The following is a 19,103-nucleotide window of genomic DNA, read 5'->3' as shown; positions in this document are numbered from 1 at the left end:
AACTTAATTTATGCATCTGTGCCAATCGACTTGATTGAGATCAAATTTATTACGCTGAATAATCTGAGCGTGCTATGCTGAAATCAGTGAACGATTTTACTTTATAACCCTATGTTAATTAAGTTTATTCTTAACATTAATTTAACTAGGTAAGGTTAATCTTTGGGGGTCATGTGACTACGACGAAACAAAAAATTGTAATAGTAGGTGGCGGTGCAGGGGGATTGGAACTTGCTACGCAACTCGGACATAAGCTGGGACGTAAAGGCGAAGCAGAGATCACGCTGATTGACCGCAACCCGACGCATCTATGGAAACCGTTATTACATGAAATTGCTACCGGATCGATGGATGAAGGGATAGATGCGTTGAGTTATATGGCTCATGCACACCATCACCATTTCCAGTTTCAATTAGGGAGTCTGGTGAATATTGTCCGCGAGACCCAGCAACTCGAACTGGCCCCTATCCACGATGCACAGGGCAATGTATTAGTGGAGTCACGTAGCATTGGCTACGACACTTTAGTGATGGCACTAGGCAGTACCTCGAATGACTTCGGTACACAGGGCGTCAAAGATCACTGCATTTATCTAGATAACCCTCAGCAAGCGCATCGCTTCCGTAATGAAATGCTGAATCAGTTCCTGAAACACTCGTCTGCGCAACAAAACGATAAGCCGGTGAATATCGCGATTGTCGGCGGTGGTGCGACGGGCGTGGAGTTGTCCGCCGAGTTGTATAACGCCGTCAAACAGTTGAACAGCTACGGCTATAAAACTTTAGGCCGTGAAGCGCTAAATGTCACGTTGGTGGAAGCGGGTGAACGTATTCTACCCGCCTTACCGACCCGTATTTCGGCGGCGGCGCATCAGGAATTGACAAAATTAGGGGTCCAAGTCAAAACAGGTACCATGGTCACCAGTGCGCAACAGGATGGCTTAAATACCAAAGACGGTAGCTTTATTGCGGCAGATCTGATGGTGTGGGCCGCAGGGATTAAAGCACCAGATTTTATGAAAGAGATCGCGGGCTTAGAAACTAACCGTATTAACCAGCTGGTGGTTCAGCCGACGTTACAGACCACGCGTGATGAGAATATCTATGCGATTGGTGACTGTGCTAGCTGCGCGCTACCCGAAGGCGGCTTCGTGCCACCGCGTGCGCAATCGGCTCACCAAATGGCGTCACAAGTCCTGAAAAATATTTTAGCGGCGCGTAAAGATAAGCCACAAACGGCGTATAAATATAAAGACCATGGGTCATTAGTGTCGCTGTCGCGTTTCAGTACGGTCGGCAGTTTGATGGGTAACCTTATGCACGGTTCGATGATGGTGGAGGGACGTATTGCCCGGTTAGTTTATCTGTCACTGTATCGTATGCACCAAGTTGCCCTGCATGGCTACTTCCGTACCGGACTGATGATGCTTTCAGGTAGTATCAATAAAGTTATTCGACCAAAATTAAAATTGCACTAAAGTTAGGGGCCGCGAAAGCGGCCTTTTTTTTCAGGCTTTCTCCGCTCACCCCTCGCTATTGGCAGATAAAATAGCGACGCACAATTTTAAGCAGAATCTTATCCTAATTTTCTCCATAATTCCGATAGCTGATACTAGATTGCTTTGACACACTCAGCGCAGTGATTGCGTAAGCAAAGTGTTAACCCTGTATCCATTAACCAGAATACATTGCAGGAGAGAATATGAATAAATCATTAGTTGCCGGTGTGGGTATCGGCGTATTAGCCGCGCTAGGGGTTGCCGCCGTTGCAGGCAGTCATTTCACGCAACAACCGCCACAATTTGCTGAAGTCATTGCTGTACAGCCGCAGACCGAAACGGTTAAAACGCCACACGAAGTCTGCCATAACGTGAATGTGGTCCATCGTCGAGCGGTACAAGATGAAAACCGTATTACCGGTTCGGTATTAGGTGCCGTAGCAGGAGGGGTGTTAGGTCACCAGTTCGGAGGCGGACATGGACGGGATATTGCAACCGTCGCTGGCGCACTGGCAGGAGGTTATGCGGGGAATCAAGCGCAGCAAAGCCTACAAAATAGCGATACCTATCAGACTTCTCATCGTCGTTGCTCGACGCAATACACCCAGGAGCAACGCACTAAAGAGTACAAAGTGACCTATAAGGTCGGGGATAAACAAGGCACGGTTATGATGGATCATAAACCCGGTTCGGTGATCCCGCTGGACGCGCAAGGGAATCTGAAACTGAGCGAACCCACCGTTCAGAAGAGTTAAACGTAAACAGCCACCCTTGGGTGGCTGTAAGACGATTTACTGAGCCTTCACGCGATGTTTATCCATCTGCGCTAACAACTCCAATAACCAATCAATCCGTAGTTGACGTTCAGTTAAGTCACGGGTAAAGCGCAGTTTAACCGGCCCTTCCAGCTTCCACTGTTTTGGGTCTTGTTGCAGTAACCCAATCAGCCAGCCTGGATCGACATTATTGTGTTCGGCAAACTCGATATAACCGCCTTTCTCTCCGGCCTCAATCTTCGCAATACCTAATGATTCAGCATGAAGACGGATCTCCGTTTGCATCAAGAGATTACGTGTTGGATCCGGCAATAGCCCGAAACGGTCGATCATCTCGACCTTAATATCGTTCAATTCTGCCGATTCGCTGGCACTGGCAATACGTTTATAGAGCGATAGGCGGGTATTGATATCAGAGATAAACTCATCAGGAATCAACGCTGGCATCCGTAACTCGACATCGGTATGGCGGTGTGACAGGTCTTCTAGCGACGGTTCTTTCCCCGCTTTGAGTGACTCTACGGCATTTTCCAGCAGCTCCATATAGAGTGTGAAACCGAGCGTTTCCATCTGGCCGCTCTGGTCATCCCCCAGTAACTCACCGGCACCACGGATCTCTAAATCATGGGTGGCCAACGCGAATCCAGCTCCTAAATCCTCCAGCGAAGCGATAGCTTCTAAGCGTTTACGGGCATCAGTGGTCATCGCTTTAGGATGAGGCGTTAATAACCAAGCATAAGCTTGATGGTGCGAACGGCCAACGCGACCCCGTAATTGGTGGAGCTGTGCCAAACCGAAGTGATCGGCCCGCTCAATAATAATGGTGTTCGCAGTAGGAATATCGATACCTGTCTCGATAATGGTGGTACAGACCAGCACATTGAAACGTTGATGGTGGAAATCGTTCATCACTTTTTCCAGCTCACGCTCCCGCATCTGCCCGTGTCCAATACCGATTCGCGCCTCGGGCACCAACTCGGATAATTTCTCTGCCGCTTTGTTGATGTTTTCGACATCGTTATAGAGATAATAGACTTGGCCGCCACGCAATATTTCACGCAGAATGGCTTCACGCACCGTTAAGGCATCGTACTCACGGACAAAGGTTTTAACCGCCAGACGTCGGGCAGGGGGCGTAGCGATGATAGAGAGATCACGCATACCGCTCATTGCCATATTCAAGGTGCGAGGAATTGGGGTGGCGGTTAAGGTGAGGATATCGACATCCGCGCGCATCGCTTTAATGCGTTCTTTATGGCGAACGCCAAAGCGATGCTCCTCATCGACAATCAGTAGCCCAAGGTCGGACCACTGCAGATCGCTCATCAGTAACTTATGGGTACCGATTAGGATATCGACCTTACCGTCGGCCGCATCTTGCAGCACTTGGCTTTGTTCTTTCGCGCTACGAAAGCGAGATAACATCTCGACGCGTACCGGCCAGTCGGCGAAACGATCACGGAAATTATCGTAATGTTGCTGTGCCAATAAGGTGGTCGGGACCAGTACGGCAACTTGCTTATTATTTTCAACTGCGAGAAAGGCGGCACGCATCGCGACTTCGGTTTTACCGAAACCGACATCGCCACAGACTAAGCGGTCCATGGCCAGCGGTTGGCACATATCGCTGATCACCGCGCTGATGGCTTGTTTTTGGTCGGGTGTCGTGTCATAGGGGAATGATTCGCAGAATTGCTGATAATGCTCACGGTTCTGAGTGAAGGCAAAACCAGTTTTTGCCGCGCGCTGTGCGTAAATATCCAGTAACTCTGCCGCGACATCACGCACTTTCTCCGCCGCTTTCTGACGCGCTCGGTTCCACGCATCACTGCCCAGTTTATGCAGCGGCGCATTCTCATCGGCCCCACCCGCATAACGACTGATAAGATGCAGCGACGAGATAGGGATATAGAGCTTTGCCTCATTGGCATAATTCAACACCAAGTATTCAGCGGTGACACCACCGGTCTCTAAGGTGGTCATGCCGACATAGCGCCCGACACCATGGTCAAGGTGGACCACCGGTTGTCCGGGATGCAATTCGGCTAGGTTGCGAATCAATACATCTGGGTTAATCGCCCGGCGGGTGTCCTGACGACGGCGCACCACGCGCTCACCTAATAGGTCATTTTCACAGATAAAGATGAGATGCTGTGGCGCGGCAATAAATCCTTTTTCCGCAGCACCGACCATCAAGTAGGCGCCCGCTTGCTGTGCATGGGTGAACTGGCTGATAGAGGTCGGGCGTAACTTAATACGTGCCAACATCTCCTGTAGACGCTCGCGGCGACCCTGACTCTCTACAGAGAAGATGACGCGATCCTCGCGGTGTGCTTCTAACAGGGTGCGCAAGGGATCGAGTGGATTCTGTTGATTATCTGGCTGATGAAGCGCCGGTAAATCAGTGTAACCTAAGTTAGTATTAGCGGCTTTTTTAGGCAGCGCTTGCGATAATAGTTGAATACGCGGCCAGCGTTTTAATTCGGCAAATAAAACATCGGGCGCTAACCAAAGGGCAGCCGGTTCGACTAGAGGCCGCATTGGGTCAACGCGACGATTCTCATAACGGTTGCCGGTGTCTTGCCAAAAACGCTCACTGCTGCCCGCTAAGTCACCGGTATTTACCAACAGCGTTTGTTTCGGGAAATAACTGAAGAGCGGCGGTAATGGCTCATCAAAAAATAGAGGCTGCCAATACTCTATCCCTGCGGGTAAGGTGCCGCGAGAGACTTGCTGATAGAGATGTTCCGATTCACGTAGCACATCAAATTGTTCACGCCACTGGGTACGAAAGCGCTCGATGGACGTTTTGTCCGTCGGGAATTCATGCGCAGGTAGCAGGCTAATGGCATCGACTTCGTTAAGCGTACGTTGCGTATCGGCATCGAACGAGCGTAGGCTGTCGATCTCATCATCGAGGAAATCCAAGCGATAAGGCGCTTCACTGCCCATTGGGAAGAGATCAAGCAGCGCACCACGGGTCGCATATTCACCGTGGACCATTACTTGTTCCACGTGGCGATAGCCCGCTTGGTCGAGTTGCCGAATCAAGGTGTCGCGAGAGAGTTTATCCCCGCGCTGCATCACTAAGGCGTGGCTATGTAGGAAGCTGTGCGGGCAGACACGCTGCATCAGCGTATTGACCGGCAGGATCAATAATCCTTTCTCCATCAATGGCAGCTGATAGAGCATGGATAAACGGCTTGAAATAATATCTTGGTGGGGGGAGAAGCTATCGTAAGGAAGCGTTTCCCAATCAGGCAAGGTATTCACATTTAGGGTGGTGAATTGGCCGATTTCACTGGTTAACTGCAGTGCATTTTGCATATCACTGGCGATCAATACCACCAAGCCATCATGCTGTTCTGCGATGCGAGCCGCCTCAATGGCAAAGGCAGAGCCAACCAGTTCACCTAATTGCCGCACATCGCCTGCCTTACTTGGCAGCGAATATTGCTGGATATCCGTCATAAACTTAGATTATCTCATTTTATTGATGCATTAACGTTGCTGCCAGGAGGACAGAAACGTGATGCGCCGCGTTTTTCTCTCTCTTTAAAGTAGCACTCTGCACTGCGAAGCGGTATTCGCTTTCATCGATAAGGGGATGCGTTTGGCGTATTTTTATACAACTAAGCGTTTTTCCGAAAGTTTACCTTGATGATCACCCCGGTAAAGGTTTCATAAAGACGATACCTCCATTATCATTCCCATAACTTTTTTTACCGTCCGGGATGGACTACATGTATCAACCTGTCGCTTTATTTATTGGTCTACGTTACATGCGTGGCCGTGCAACTGATCGATTCGGGCGGTTTATTTCTTGGCTCTCAGCGATTGGTATTACCTTAGGGGTGTTAGCATTGGTCACGGTACTGTCGGTGATGAATGGCTTCGAACGGGAACTGGAAGGTAATATTCTTGGATTAATGCCGCAGGCCGTGGTGTCTCAACCGGCTGGGCATATCGATCCACAACACTTTCCTGCCTCCTCTCTCAAGCTCGCCGGTGTAAACCGTGTAGCGCCCCTAACGACCGCCGACGTCGTGCTACAAAGCGCGCACAATGTGTCGGTGGGGGTGATGCTTGGCCTCGCACCGGGGGAGCAGGACCCATTACTGTCTTATATCGAGCAAGGTCTTCGTCATATCCCGGCAGCGGGAAGCTATCAAGTGATTCTCGGTGCACAATTGGCCAATCAGCTCGGCGTACAACCCGGCGATAAGCTGCGGCTAATGGTGCCTTCAGTGAGTCAATTTACGCCGATGGGACGGATGCCGAGTCAGCGTCTTTTTACCGTCGCTGGGATCTACGCGGCCAACAGCGAAGTTGATAGTTACCAAATTCTGGTCAATCAACAAGATGCTTCTCGTATCATGCTTTATCCAGCAGGACAGATTACAGGATGGCGATTGTGGCTTGACCATCCCTTAGCCGTGGATGAAATTGATCAGCATGCACTGCCTGAAAAATCGGTCTGGAAAGATTGGCGGGAGCGTAAAGGCGATCTGTTCCAAGCCGTTCGCATGGAAAAAAATATGATGGGGCTGTTACTGAGCCTGATCGTGGCAGTGGCAGCCTTTAATATCATTACCTCCCTGGGATTGTTGATTATGGAGAAGCAGGGTGAAGTGGCGATATTGCAAACTCAAGGCTTAACGCGTCGGCAGATTATGACGGTATTTATGGTTCAGGGCGCTAGCGCCGGGATCATCGGTTCCTTATGTGGCGCGTTATTGGGCTGCCTGCTGGCCAGTCAATTGAATAATTTGTTACCGGTTATCGGCTTACTGCTAGAGGGTGCGGCACTGCCGGTTGATATTCATATCAGCCAAGTGGTGATGATCACTCTCTGTGCGATGATCTTGGCCTTATTGGCAACCCTTTATCCATCGTGGCGCGCTGCCACCGTTCAACCCGCTGAGGCCTTACGTTATGAATAATACTCCTTTATTACAGTGTTCAGCGTTATGTAAAACGTATCGTGAGGGCGCAGTCAGCACCGAAGTGTTGAAGCAAGTCAGTTTTAGTATTGCCGAGCGGGAACTGGTTTCGATTATCGGTAGCTCTGGGTCGGGGAAGAGTACGTTACTGCATTTATTGGGTGGCCTAGACCAACCTACCTCTGGCGAGGTGCTCTTTAAGGGACAATCCCTTAATACGCTAAGTGCCTCAGCGAAGGCTGATTTACGCAACCGACAGCTTGGCTTTATTTACCAATTTCACCATTTACTGCCAGATTTTACTGCCTTGGAAAATGTGGCAATGCCACTGTTAATCGGCGGTTTTTCTGCGCAAGAGGCGTCCCATCGTGCCGATGAGATGTTAAAAGCGGTAGGTCTCAGTCCACGCGGGAAACACCGTCCATCCGAGTTATCGGGTGGGGAACGCCAACGTGTGGCAATCGCGCGCGCGTTAGTGAATAAGCCGAGTCTGGTGATGGCCGATGAACCGACCGGGAACCTTGATGCGCGTAATGCCGATGCGATTTTCGCCTTGCTGGGGGAGTTAAATCAAAGTCAAGGGACCGCATTCCTGGTGGTGACCCATGATCTCGCCCTCGCTAAGCGATTAGACCGCCAGATGGAAATGCGTGATGGTGTCTTACATGCTCAGCCGGTCTTACAAGGGGTGAGTTGATGCGAGGCTCTCTCTCTTTCTTACTGGCACTCCGCTTTAGCCGTGGGCGTCGTCGGGGGGGCATGGTCTCCTTGATTTCAGTCCTCTCGACCGCCGGTATTGCGCTGGGGGTCGCGGTGCTGATTATCGGCTTGAGTGCAATGAATGGCTTCGAGCGTGAATTGAACAAACGCATTTTGGATGTCGTGCCTCACGGCGAAATTATTCCCGTGCATCAACCTTTCCAGCAGTGGCAATCCTTACTTGAACCGATTGAGCAGGTGAAGGGCGTAGCGGCGGCCGCGCCATTTATTACCTTTACCGGATTAATTGAAAGCGCTCAAAAGTTACAGGCTATCCAAGTGAAAGGGGTGGATCCTCAGCAAGAGACACGACTAAGTAGCCTGCCACAATTCGTGCAAAACAATGCTTGGTCATCGTTTCATGCCGGTCAGCAGCAAATTATTATTGGCGGCGGAATTGCGAAGAGTCTCGGCCTTAAGACCGGTGATTGGCTTACGGTGCTGATCCCCAACAACGATCAGCAGAATAAACTGTTAGAACCTAAGCGTATTCGACTGCAGGTGAGTGGCATCCTACAGTTAAGCGGGATGCTCGATCATAGTCTAGCCTTGGTCCCGTTAGCCGATGCGCAACACTATTTGGATATGGGGCAGTCGGTAACCGGTATTGCGTTGAAAATGCGTGATCCCTTTCAAGCACCCGCCGTCGTTCGTGCCGCTGGTGAAGCCACTCATGGTTATGTCTATATCCGTAACTGGACTTCTGATTTCGGATATATGTATCGCGATATTCAGATGATCCGCGCCATCATGTATTTAGCCATGATCTTGGTGATTGGGGTGGCCTGCTTTAATATTGTATCGACGTTGGTGATGGCGGTAAAAGATAAAAGCAGCGATATTGCCGTACTGCGTACGTTGGGCGCAAAAGATCGGCTGATTCGTGCCATATTCATCTGGTATGGATTGCTGGCAGGGATCACCGGGAGCCTGATTGGCGTTGTGCTGGGGGTACTCGGCGCTCTGAACCTGACACGGCTGATTAAAGGCATTGAATCGTTGACCGGGCATCACTTTCTCTCCGGCGATATCTATTTTATCGATTTTCTGCCCTCAGTACTGCATTGGCGCGACGTTGTGATCGTGCTGTGTTGTGCGTTGTTACTGAGTTTACTGGCCAGTTGGTATCCCGCTCGTCGGGCAAGCCGTATTGAGCCTGCGCGGGTATTAAGCGGGCAATAATTTATGAGGGGCTCGCTGGGTGGCGAGCACCATGTTTAACGTGTTCTGCAGGAGTTCTCATGCGTACCAGCAACCGTCGTCGCATTCGCGTCGCCCGTTTTAAAAAGAACAAGCGAAAAATGCGCCAACGTTTTCGACAATCTTATTTCGAAGATGCACGCATAGCGAAACTCGTCTCCAAACCTCTGCCGAAAGTGGTGGTACTGACCGGGGCCGGGATCTCCGCCGAATCAGGTATTGCGACATTTCGTGCTGCCGATGGCTTATGGGAGAATCATGCAATAGAAGATATTGCCACGCCAGAGGGCTATCACCGTGATCCGCAACAAGTGCATAACTTCTATAATGAGCGCCGCCGCCAGTTGCAGTCGGCTAAAATCATGCCCAACAACGCGCACCGTGCGTTAGCGAAACTGGGTATCTTGTTGGGAGATAACTTGCTGGTGGTTACGCAGAATATTGATAATCTGCACGAACGGGCGAGCAGTGCGAATATTACCCATATGCATGGTGAGTTACTTAAAGTACGGTGTACTCAAAGCCAGCAAGTCATCACCTGGCTGGATGATCTGCAACCGACCGATCGCTGTACCTGTTGCCAATTTCCAGCGCCGTTACGACCGCATGTTGTCTGGTTCGGGGAGATGCCGCTGCAGATGGAAAGGATTTATCAGGCGATTGCCGAGTGTGACATTTTTATCGCGGTGGGGACATCGGGCCAAGTCTATCCCGCTGCCGGATTTGTGCATGAAGCGAAAATTCAGGGTGCGGAAACGATCGAATTTAATCTTGAGCCGACTGCGTCGAAAGAGGAATTTATTGAAGGTCACTATGGCCCAGCCTCCGAGACGTTACCCGCATGGGTGGAGATGTTTCTCAGCCAGTGTTAAGCAATATAGGGCAGTCAGCGTTGACTGCCCTATTATCGTTACTCGTCGCCTTCCTCTTCTTCCTCTCCGGCGAAATGCCAATAACCAGCATTGATCAAGCCTGTCAGCTGGGTCAGCACATTCTGCTGTTCAATCACAGACAGTAATTGCTCCGATTCGATCTCGGTTGTAGCGGCTAATAGATGCAAGAAGCCAGGCGCTGCGCTACTAAACCGTTCGCCATTGATAAAAGTATGGGAGCCCAGTTGTAATACCTTCAAGCCACCGATACGGTGGAGCGGTGTGCCTTCCTGCAATGCGTCACGCACTTCATCTTCTTGGTAAGCGGGTTGTGGCGGAGCAATATCCAGCTCATGGCGAGACTGTGAGAGAAACTCACCTAACCATGGGGTGAAATCCGCTGAATTGACTAATTCGTTCATCATGGCGCGTAAGCTATCTACCTCTTCGGGTAAGACTGACGCCTCATCATCGCGTAAGGTTAACCCAGGATCTTGATAACGACGACTGCCAAGCTCTTGCGCTAAGACATAATCTGCAAAGCCACTGAGTAACTCTTTGCCCGACGGTGCACGAAAACCGACCGAATAGTTAAGCGAGTTTTCTAATGAGTAGCCTTCATGGGGGAATCCAGGCGGGATATAGACTAAGTCACCCGGTTCGAGGACTTCATCGATAATCGCTTCGAAGGGGGCCACTTGCAGCAGATCGGGATGAGGAGAGTGCTGAGCCACCACATCATTATTACCGACTCGCCAGCGGCGACGTCCTGCACCTTGAATAATAAAGACATCGTATTGATCGAGGTGCGGCCCAACGCCACCGTCTGGCACTGAGAAGGAGATCATCAAATCATCCATTCGCCAATCAGAGAGGGTGCGGAACGGCTGCATCAACTCAGCCGCGGCAGGGTGCCAGTGATTAACCGCTTGAACCAGTAACGACCAGTGGCTCTCAGTCAGATGGTCGAAATCCTTGAAGGGGCCATGGGCGACTTGCCAGCCTTCAGCTGTTTGACTGACCAATCGACTATCCACTTCATTTTCCATCGCCAGTCCAGCGAGTTCATCGGGAGTGATTGGATCCTGAAAATCAGCAAACGCTTGGCGGATAACGACTGGCTTTTTCTGCCAGTAGGTTGCAAGAAATGTAGGCCAGTCAATGGCAAGTTCGAAAGACATAATACCCTCAAAGAGTGAGAAAAACTGGCGAGAGTATAACAGTGTGACAACAAGAATGAGACAGGAAATCAAACCATCTGATTGGCGAAGACTATTTCCATCCGCGCTCCGCCCCAATGGCTACGCGAAACCCGTATCTCGCCTGCGTAATTTTCGACAATCTCACGTGCTAAGGACAGGCCGATACCTTGACCTGGGCGAAGGGTATCGACGCGATGTCCGCGCTGAAAAATCATCTCACGTCGCGCCGCAGGAATTCCTGGGCCATCGTCATCAATCGTTAAGGTCAGCGTGCTGTCATCCTGTTTTGCACTGATATGAATAAATTCCAGACAATATTTACAGGCATTATCTAAAACATTACCCATCACCTCGACTAAATCATCGCGATTTCCAGAAAAGGTGAGTTCGGGTGACAAATCGACAGTGATATCTACCCCTTTGTTTTGATAAACCTTATTGAGTGCGGAGCACAAACCATCTATTAAAGGGGCGACAGCGTGTATTTCACGGTTTAGTAGATTATTTTCAGCTTGCAAACTGGCGCGGTGCAAATAATAACCCACCTGTTGAGAGATACGGCTTATTTGCTCAAGCATTAAGGGTTCCGCTTCTTCGATCGGCATCGGTTTAGCACCCCGTAGAGAGCGTAAGGTACTTTGCAATACTGCCAAAGGCGTCTTTAGGCTATGCGTCAGATCGGAGAGGGTGGTGTGGTAGCGACTGCTACGCTTACGTTCACTCTTTAGTAGCAGGTTGAGGTTACTGACCAAGCCTTTCAGTTCTTTCGGAGGGGAATCGCCTAACGACTCTCGCTGTCCTGATTCCAGGGCTTTCAATTCTGCCGACAGTTGACCGATAGGCTTAAGGCTCCAGCGAGCGGCGAGCCAAAGTAATGGAATGACTAATAAGAAGTTTGCGGCTAACACATAGTTAAACCAAGACCAGACTAGTTCACTGTGTTGTAGCTCTTGTGGAATAGAGTCCACCACCACAATGGTCAGGGCAGGTAGCGTTGCCGTAGCATCGTAGCGACTGACGGCCACCGAGTGAGTAAAAGTATCATCACTATCTAACTCGGCAATTTTTTTCTGCGCCTTACGATTGTTGCCAATTGCCGCAATGCTCACTTTATTACTGGCGTCGATCTCGTAAAAATTATTGGTTTGCAGCCAGCTTTTAGCGATGCTACGACGGATCTCCGGTACATCTCGCAGCTGCCAGAGCAACCGGCCGTGCTCATCGTAGATATAGACAAGCGTAGGAAAATTTAACTTTAAGTTATCCGGGCGATCAATCACCAGTTTATTATCTCGCCACTGGGCGAGGGTGAAGAATAGATTGCTTTCGCCCCGCATCACTTGATAGGTATTTTTATCGAAGCTGATGACATAGCCAATCACGGCGACGATACCGTAACAGAGTGAGATGATCAGTACTAACGCTGAGGCAGCGAGTAAAAAGCGGCCTCGTAAGGAGAGTGGCGACAGCGAAAATTTATTACTCCGCGGCGGCGTAGTGGCGCTATGGGGCATCGAAACGGTATCCTAGGCCTCTTAGGGTGGTAATAACGTCGTGAGGATAATGCTGCTGGATTTTTTTGCGTAAGCGGCCCATTAGTACATCAATGGTATGGCCTTCGCGTAGATCCGCATCGGGATAGAGCTGTAACATTAATGACTCTTTACTGATCACTTTACCGGCATTGATCATTAAGGTCTCGACGATGGTATATTCAAAGGTGGTCAGTTTGACCGGATGCTGATCGACGGCCAACTCTTTGCGAGAAAGATCGATATGAAAGGGGGCGAAATGAATCACTTGCGAGGCATGGCCCGCGGTACGTCGCAGTAAGGCTTGTAACCGAGCGGCGACCTCTTCGATATGAAAGGGTTTGGTCACGTAATCATCTGCACCCGCTTGCAAAGCGGCCACTTTCGATTGCCAACCTTCGCGAGCGGTAAGCACAAGAATAGGTTGCTTAATCTCTTGCGCCCGCCAGCGTTGAATAAGGCTCATTCCATCTTCGTCCGGCAGGCCGAGATCCACTAACGCCACATCTGGGGCGTACTCATTGAGGAAATAATCAGCCTCATTGGCATCTTCTGCCGCATCGACCTGATGACCCATTTCACGAAGCTGAACGGCTAAATGGTGCCGTAATAATGGATTATCTTCGACCACTAACACGCGCATCTGCACACCCTCTCTGTATTCAATAACACACAAGAGTAACACTCAGGGTCTAAACGGGGACTTAACGCCAGCCAAAAAATGGCGAGAAGCCCCCAGATGGTTATTTTAGTTCGTCGGTTAGCTGGATGGCACGGCCTAGATAGTTAGCCGGTGTCATCGCTTTCAGACGTACTTTCTCCGCTTCAGGCAGATCAAGATTATCGATGAATTGCTGCATCCCTTGGGCATCGATACGCTTACCACGGGTTAGCTCTTTCAGCTTCTCGTATGGCTTCTCGATACCATAACGACGCATTACTGTTTGGATTGGTTCTGCTAAGACTTCCCAATTCTGGTCAAGTTCGGCCAACAGTTTCTCTTGGTTCACTTCTAACTTCGAGATCCCTTTCAACGTAGATTGATAGGCGATCAGTGCATAGCCTAAGCCGACGCCCAAGTTACGTAATACGGTAGAGTCCGTCAGATCGCGCTGCCAGCGTGAAACCGGCAACTTGGTCGCTAAGTGCTGGAGCACAGCGTTAGCCAGGCCCAAGTTACCTTCGGAGTTTTCGAAATCGATAGGGTTCACTTTATGAGGCATGGTGGATGACCCGATTTCGCCGGCAATGGTTTTCTGGCGGAAGTGATTGAGGGCGATGTAACCCCAAATATCGCGGTCAAAGTCGATAATGATGGTATTAAAGCGGGCGACGCAATCAAACAGTTCAGCGATATAATCATGGGGTTCGATTTGAGTGGTATAAGGGTTCCAACGGATCCCTAACGCCGTGACAAATTCTTCACTGACGTGATGCCAGTCAACGTCAGGATAGGCTGCAAGGTGCGCATTGTAGTTTCCAACAGCACCATTGATTTTCCCGAGGATCTCACACTTTTCCAGTTGAGCGATTTGACGAGCTAAACGATAGGCCACGTTGGCCATCTCTTTACCTAATGTCGAAGGGGTTGCGGGCTGGCCGTGGGTACGAGAGAGTAAAGGAATATCACGGTACTCTGCAGCCAGCGCTTCGACGGCGCTCAGGACTTTACGCCACTCAGGAAGCAGCACTTGTTGGCGCGCCGTTTCAAGCATCAAGGCGTGGGACAAGTTATTGATATCTTCTGATGTGCAGGCAAAGTGAATAAACTCAGTCACCGCATGCAATTCTGGAATCGCCGCAACTTTTTCTTTGAGGAAGTATTCAACGGCTTTCACGTCATGGTTAGTGGTATGCTCGATCGTTTTAATCGTTTGCGCATCCTCTACCGAGAATTCTGCGACAATTTTATCTAGGTAAGCGTTTGCGTCAGCGCTAAATGAAGGAACTTCAGCGATTTGTGTCACTGATGAAAGTTTTTGTAGCCAACGAACTTCGACTTCTACACGAAATTTTAATAATCCAAATTCGCTGAAGATCGCGCGCAATGGGTTGACTTTGTCACCGTAGCGGCCGTCGATAGGGGAGACCGCGGTGAGTGAGGATAATTCCATCAGTAAACTCCTGAGTAAAAAATAAACATTGCTGCCACTACGCGTCCGCGTAGGGCAAGCCAGATAAAATTAATTTTGCCATCTCGACCAGCTTACCCCGAGAGAATAGTAGCTGTAGTCGTCCGCCTCCCAGTTGTTGCCACAGCATCGCTGAACGTACTCCGGTGAGCAGGACTGCCCGCACCCGGCTTTGTACTAGCGAATTTTGCAGGATAGCTTGCTCGCCGGTAATCTGAATTCGTGGGCCGAGTGGGCTAACGATATCAGTATAAATACTGGCGGTGGCAGAGGCGAGGGGCGATGAGTCAATACCGAAATGTTGTAACTGGCGGTCGAGTTGGCGTAGCCGTTGTTCAAGATCGCTGAGTGCTTGGCGATTTTTAGCCAGTTTACGCTCCAAGCCTATCATGCCTAGGCTGTAACGCGTTATCTCGGCGAGTGCCCCTTTCTGTGAGGGGGTGTTGAGCACGGCTATCATCGTCTCTAATCCGAAGCGTAAGGTCGCTTCGTTACCGCCAAAAAAGTCTAATGCCCCCCCCCTCGTTTCTAGAGGCTGGGTGAGACTACGCAGCGAACAGTGATAGGTCTCTTCGGGGCATCGCCCGTGGCGGGCTAATTGCTGCGCGAGGTGCGCAGCTTGACAGATGCCTGCAAACGCGAGGGTCATCTCATAGATATTTTTTTTTGCCACTACGCGTTTTCCGAATCCATAAGAGGGAGGCGCTGTTCAATCACGCCACCGCCCAAGCAGCATTCACCAAGATAGAATACGGCTGACTGACCGGGTGTTACCGCCGCGACAGGCTCATCAAAGCGTACTTCAATGCGCTCAGCATCAAGCGGGGTGACAAGGCAAGGGATATCGGTTTGGCGATAACGTGTTTTCACCGTGCAACGCAGTGGTTCGGTAAGCGTAACGCGGTCAACCCAATGCAGCTGCTGGGCGATAAGTCCGACAGACATTAGGCGGGGGTGTTCACCTCCCTGTGCGACGATTAGCTGATTGGTGGCAACATCTTTGTCTACCACATACCACGGGTCGTCATTACTCTCTTTGAGTCCACCGATACCCAATCCTTTACGCTGACCTAGAGTATGATACATCAAGCCTTGGTGGGTCCCGACTTCTTGACCGTCTACACTAAAAATAGGGCCGGGTTGGGCCGGTAGATAGCGAGCAAGGAAATCTTTAAATTTACGCTCACCGATAAAACAGATACCCGTGGAATCTTTTTTCCGTGCGGTAACTAAGTCGAGCTCTTCGGCGATACGGCGAACCTCTGGTTTCTCCAGTTCTCCTACAGGAAATAGGCTCTGCGCCACTTGTTGATGGCTTAGGGTATAGAGAAAATAACTTTGGTCTTTATTACCATCGAGGCCGCGCAGTAATTGGCTTTTACCGTCGACATCTTTGCGGCGCACATAATGACCGGTAGCGATATAGTCAGCACCGAGATCTTCGGCCGCGAATTCTAAGAAGGCTTTAAACTTGATCTCTTTGTTGCACAGGATATCGGGATTAGGCGTGCGCCCTGATTTGTACTCTTCCAAGAAGAGCTCGAAGACGTTGTCCCAATACTCGGCAGCAAAGTTAATTTTGTGTAGTGTGATCCCTAACTTATCGCAGACAGCTTGTGCGTCGGCGAGATCCTCAGCAGCAGTACAATACTCTTCACCATCATCTTCTTCCCAGTTCTTCATGAACAGGCCTTCCACTTGGTAACCTTGTTGCATCAGTAACCATGCTGAAACGGAAGAATCTACACCCCCGGACATACCGACGATGACTTTTTTTGCACTCTGGTCAAACATAAATACTCACTGAAGTTGGCAATCAATACGAACGCCTCAGTGTACCATGCACCGAGGCGAATCGCACCTGTATTACCGCGCCCAATTACGCGCTATGTGCGATGTTGACGCTTGTTGACCTCCAATTGCGCGGATAACACCACCGATTGGCCCTTTCTTTTTAGCCGCTGATTTAGTTGATTGCCGAATAACGTTAAAAATATGCCGAGAGCCAAAGGACACATTAAGCAGAGGGAGGCGAAAGATAGCGAACGACCGTAGAGGATATTCTCTAAACTCAGCGCAATAACCGGAAAGATTAAGAATACGATCGAGGCTTGAAACGCCGTGGCACGCTTTTGCAGCATAAAGTAACAGAGTATGCCGAATACCCCGGCAAACGCCCCGAGATAGACGACGGCAAGGATAGAGTGTGAGGAGAACTGAGCAATGACCGGATGTTCGACAAAACCACCGACGAGGGTTAACAGTATGCCTGCCATTAAGCAAGGTAAGGCATTAAAAGTCAGCACTGAGACTTCACAACAGCGTTTTTTACATAAAGCATACATGACGGCATGAATCACCACTGCCGCGATAAGCATCATTATCCCCACCAGCTGACCAGAGGCCGCGCCTTGAGATTCGTGCAGCAACACGGAAATTAACGCCACCAAGGCAATTGTTAACCCCAACAATTGTACCGAGTTGGTTTTCTCACGCAGTAACAGAATCGACGCGCAGAGTACCGCCACTGGCATCATGGCGAAAATTACTGACGCCAGCCCGGAACTTACCCAGCGTTCGCCGTAAATCATTAACGTAAAGGGAATGGCAAAGTAAAAGAGACTAATAATGGCCTGAAACATTCGCTGCCCTTCAGGAAAAAGAAGTGGGGAGCGGGTGTATTTTAAGGCGAGCAATAATAGGGGAGCCGCGCAGAGAAAGCGTAAGCCTGTGGCAAAGAGAGGGGGAATCGTGGTTCCCGCAATTTTCATTGCTAGCCAAGTGGTTCCCCACGTTAAAGCAACAATGATAAAGAGTAACGTTTTAATGGCAGAATTCATCTCGATAACCTCGGCAAGTAGAGGTCCACACTATATCGAGATTTCGAGAGAATGATTTTTCCCGTTAGGCATCAAAATGACGTTTTTAGGGAATATATTTCTATCATATAATGTTTATGAGAAAAATCTTTTCATTATTAGCTATAAATGCAGGAGTTATTGTTCGAACCAGTGTAGCGCCGTCAACGGGAATCGGAGGGGTGATTGCCAAAGTCTAATGCTCTCTGCTACCAGCGGCGAACGTAATTGTGAGGATTGCAAGATCTCTGCAGGCGTAAGCCAATGGCAACAATCGATATCGTCATCGTGCGGGCAGGTATCGAGACAGGCCTCAATCTCGCAACTGAATAAGAAGCGGATAAAAGGTGTGCCATCGTTCGCTGTCCATTGATGCACGCCAAGCAAGTGTTCAGGAGATAAGCGGAGTCCGGTCTCTTCCCACAATTCACGTTCCATCGCGGTAATCAAACTCTCTTCAGCCTCGAGATGGCCTGCAGGCTGATTCCAGGTCACTTTCCCATCGACACGTTCTTCAACGATTAACAGTTTACCTTCGGCATGGACAACACAAGCAACGGTGATATGGGGCGTAAACATAGAGGCTCCTAAAGTCAGTTATTTATCGATTTTACGCCACTCACCTAACGCTAGCCCATCAAGTTCATAGGGGCCGATGGCATAGCGGATAAGTCGTAATGTGGGAAAGCCGATGTGAGCGGTCATACGGCGGACTTGTCGATTACGACCTTCGTATAAGGTGATTTTAAGCCATTGGGTAGGGATGGCTTTGCGCTCTCGAATCGGCGGATTTCGTGGCCATAACCACTGCGGCGGATCACAGCGTTCGACATCAGCGGGGAGGGTAGGCCCATCTTTTAAGGTGACTCCGCGTCTTAATGGCGCGAGTTGTTCATCACTCGGATCGCCTTCTACCTGTACATAATAGATCTTATGAGTACGCTTACCCGGCTGCGTTAGGTCAGCTTGAAGTTTGCCATTATTAGTCAGCAGCAGCAGTCCCTCACTATCGCGATCTAAGCGGCCGGCAGCGTAGACATCTGGCACCGTTATATAGTCTTTAAGCGTCGCGCGTCCTGCTTCATCCGTGAATTGTGGCAGTACATCAAACGGCTTATTAAACACAATGATTGTGGTAGGACCCTGACGAGGTCGCGGGGGAGCCGGTTTTCTTCGGCGTGGTGGGCGGGTTAGAGGCTTCATAGTAAGGTTATCCGGCGCTTTATTTCGCTCAGTATAGCTTAGACTTGAGATAATTTAACCCTAGTATTCATGGGCTTTCAGTTGATGTCTGGCAGAGATTGCAGTAAGTTTTTCAGGGCCAGACTCA

General features: G+C 49.9%; 16 protein-coding genes. 6 read left to right on the top strand and 10 right to left on the bottom strand.

All coding sequences use genetic code 11. The features are described from left to right. Positions 1-173: 173 nt before the first annotated feature. Positions 174-1,478, top strand: a complete 1,305-nt coding sequence (locus tag MKR94_RS01990) for an NAD(P)/FAD-dependent oxidoreductase (RefSeq protein ID WP_241645213.1) — start codon at positions 174-176, stop codon at positions 1,476-1,478. 224 nt (positions 1,479-1,702) lie between these two features. Further along, complete coding sequence (locus MKR94_RS01985; RefSeq protein WP_241645212.1) at positions 1,703-2,254, top strand: glycine zipper 2TM domain-containing protein; 552 nt, start codon at positions 1,703-1,705, stop codon at positions 2,252-2,254. A gap of 36 nt (positions 2,255-2,290) precedes the next feature. Here MKR94_RS01985 and mfd read toward each other — a convergent pair whose 3' ends face one another. After that, positions 2,291-5,746 carry a transcription-repair coupling factor gene (mfd, locus tag MKR94_RS01980; protein WP_241645211.1) on the bottom strand — a complete coding sequence of 1,152 codons (3,456 nt, stop codon included), beginning with the start codon at positions 5,744-5,746 and terminating at the stop codon, positions 2,291-2,293. Positions 5,747-6,018: 272 nt separating this feature from the next. Here mfd and lolC point away from each other — a divergent pair, with 272 nt between their 5' ends. Genes lolC through cobB form a run of 4 tightly spaced genes read left to right on the top strand, consistent with a single transcriptional unit; the run spans position 6,019 to position 10,049 of the window. Beyond that, positions 6,019-7,218: a lipoprotein-releasing ABC transporter permease subunit LolC gene (gene lolC, locus MKR94_RS01975; protein WP_241645210.1), complete on the top strand. Its 1,200-nt coding sequence runs from the start codon at positions 6,019-6,021 to the stop codon at positions 7,216-7,218. Beyond that, on the top strand, positions 7,211-7,915 hold the full coding sequence (gene lolD, locus MKR94_RS01970; RefSeq protein WP_241645209.1) for a lipoprotein-releasing ABC transporter ATP-binding protein LolD: 705 nt from the start codon (positions 7,211-7,213) through the stop codon (positions 7,913-7,915). The genes lolC and lolD overlap by 8 nt, the downstream gene beginning before the upstream one ends. Beyond that, positions 7,915-9,159, top strand: coding sequence for a lipoprotein-releasing ABC transporter permease subunit LolE (lolE, locus tag MKR94_RS01965; protein ID WP_241645208.1), 1,245 nt, complete (start codon positions 7,915-7,917; stop codon positions 9,157-9,159). The genes lolD and lolE overlap by 1 nt, the downstream gene beginning before the upstream one ends. A 59-nt stretch (positions 9,160-9,218) precedes the next feature. Further along, a complete protein-coding gene (cobB, locus tag MKR94_RS01960; RefSeq protein ID WP_241645207.1) occupies positions 9,219-10,049 on the top strand; it encodes a Sir2 family NAD+-dependent deacetylase in 831 nt (276 codons plus the stop codon). Positions 10,050-10,087: 38 nt separating this feature from the next. Here cobB and MKR94_RS01955 read toward each other — a convergent pair whose 3' ends face one another. The 9 genes from MKR94_RS01955 to rluE all read right to left on the bottom strand — a co-directional run bounded on the left by MKR94_RS01955 (position 10,088) and on the right by rluE (position 18,976). Further along, positions 10,088-11,230, bottom strand: a complete 1,143-nt coding sequence (locus tag MKR94_RS01955; RefSeq protein ID WP_241645206.1) for a ribosomal protein uL16 3-hydroxylase — start codon at positions 11,228-11,230, stop codon at positions 10,088-10,090. A 68-nt stretch (positions 11,231-11,298) separates the two neighbouring features. Continuing rightward, complete coding sequence (gene phoQ / locus MKR94_RS01950; RefSeq protein WP_241645205.1) at positions 11,299-12,765, bottom strand: two-component system sensor histidine kinase PhoQ; 1,467 nt, start codon at positions 12,763-12,765, stop codon at positions 11,299-11,301. Further along, positions 12,755-13,426: a two-component system response regulator PhoP gene (phoP, locus tag MKR94_RS01945; RefSeq protein ID WP_241645204.1), complete on the bottom strand. Its 672-nt coding sequence runs from the start codon at positions 13,424-13,426 to the stop codon at positions 12,755-12,757. Before phoP ends, phoQ begins: the two co-directional genes overlap by 11 nt. A 100-nt stretch (positions 13,427-13,526) precedes the next feature. Further along, the gene (purB, locus tag MKR94_RS01940; RefSeq protein ID WP_241645203.1) at positions 13,527-14,897 is read right to left on the bottom strand and encodes an adenylosuccinate lyase; all 1,371 of its coding nucleotides are present in this window, start codon (positions 14,895-14,897) and stop codon (positions 13,527-13,529) included. A gap of 37 nt (positions 14,898-14,934) precedes the next feature. Beyond that, on the bottom strand, positions 14,935-15,588 hold the full coding sequence (hflD, locus tag MKR94_RS01935; RefSeq protein WP_338327999.1) for a high frequency lysogenization protein HflD: 654 nt from the start codon (positions 15,586-15,588) through the stop codon (positions 14,935-14,937). Next, positions 15,588-16,709, bottom strand: a complete 1,122-nt coding sequence (gene mnmA / locus MKR94_RS01930) for a tRNA 2-thiouridine(34) synthase MnmA (RefSeq protein WP_241645202.1) — start codon at positions 16,707-16,709, stop codon at positions 15,588-15,590. Before mnmA ends, hflD begins: the two co-directional genes overlap by 1 nt. 92 nt (positions 16,710-16,801) lie before the next feature. Beyond that, complete coding sequence (locus MKR94_RS01925; protein ID WP_241645201.1) at positions 16,802-17,755, bottom strand: DMT family transporter; 954 nt, start codon at positions 17,753-17,755, stop codon at positions 16,802-16,804. A gap of 156 nt (positions 17,756-17,911) precedes the next feature. After that, a complete protein-coding gene (locus MKR94_RS01920; protein WP_241645200.1) occupies positions 17,912-18,352 on the bottom strand; it encodes an NUDIX domain-containing protein in 441 nt (146 codons plus the stop codon). An 18-nt stretch (positions 18,353-18,370) separates the two neighbouring features. Beyond that, positions 18,371-18,976, bottom strand: coding sequence for a 23S rRNA pseudouridine(2457) synthase RluE (gene rluE / locus MKR94_RS01915; RefSeq protein WP_241645199.1), 606 nt, complete (start codon positions 18,974-18,976; stop codon positions 18,371-18,373). Positions 18,977-19,103 lie beyond the last annotated feature (127 nt).

It is taken from the genome of Rosenbergiella metrosideri (assembly GCF_022602565.1).
In the GTDB taxonomy this organism is placed as follows: Bacteria; Pseudomonadota; Gammaproteobacteria; order Enterobacterales; family Enterobacteriaceae; genus Rosenbergiella; species Rosenbergiella metrosideri.
The sequence above is the reverse complement of the archived record's forward strand: the minus strand, read 5'-3'. Positions and strand labels throughout refer to the sequence as shown.